This window comes from Rhodovulum sp. PH10, from assembly GCF_000293785.1.
GTDB lineage: Bacteria > Pseudomonadota > Alphaproteobacteria > Rhizobiales > Xanthobacteraceae > Rhodoplanes.
In genome coordinates this window covers 1-564 of record NZ_AKZI01000135.1, presented here as the reverse complement: position 1 = coordinate 564, position 564 = coordinate 1, and the positions used below count along the sequence as shown (strand labels likewise).

Below are 564 nucleotides of genomic sequence, written 5' to 3'. Positions count from 1 at the left end.
AAGTCCTGACGGGTCTGCACCGTCGACAGGTTGGAGCCGAACTTCGAGGACTGGGTGCGCAGGGTGGTCAGGGCATCGTTGATCGCCGTGACGGTCGCGTCGATCTTCGTGTTGTCCTGGAAGCTGTTGCCGTTCTGCTTGTTGAGGCCGAGATTGCCCGCATTGTAGGTGACGCCCGAGATGGTGAGCGACGAGCTGCTGTTCTCGTTGAACGCCACCTTGAGGTCGTCGCCGTTCAGCAGATTGATGCCGTTGTAGGAGGCATCCTTCGCCAGCGAGTCGATCTGCTCGAGGACGTCGTTGTAATCCTTCTGCAGGCTGGCGCGGGTGGCGTTGTCGTCACCCTCGTGCTTCACGCCCGTCTTGGTCTGGGCGCTGGTGCCGAGCTTGGCCAGGGTGTTGGTCGCGCCGCCGATCGACAGCGTGGTCTGGCTGGTGCCCTGGGCGACCTGGATCGAGAAGGCGTCGCCGTTCACCGAGGTGGTGACGCCGGAGATGTTCGAGAGCGCCTGGGCGAACTCGGCACGGGTCGAGACCTGGCCGGTGCCCTTGCCGAAGGTGATG

General features: G+C 63.7%; 1 pseudogene. It reads right to left on the bottom strand.

Annotated features, from left to right (window positions below):
* A pseudogene (locus tag A33M_RS18960) lies at positions 1-564 on the bottom strand (hypothetical protein); the annotation flags it as partial.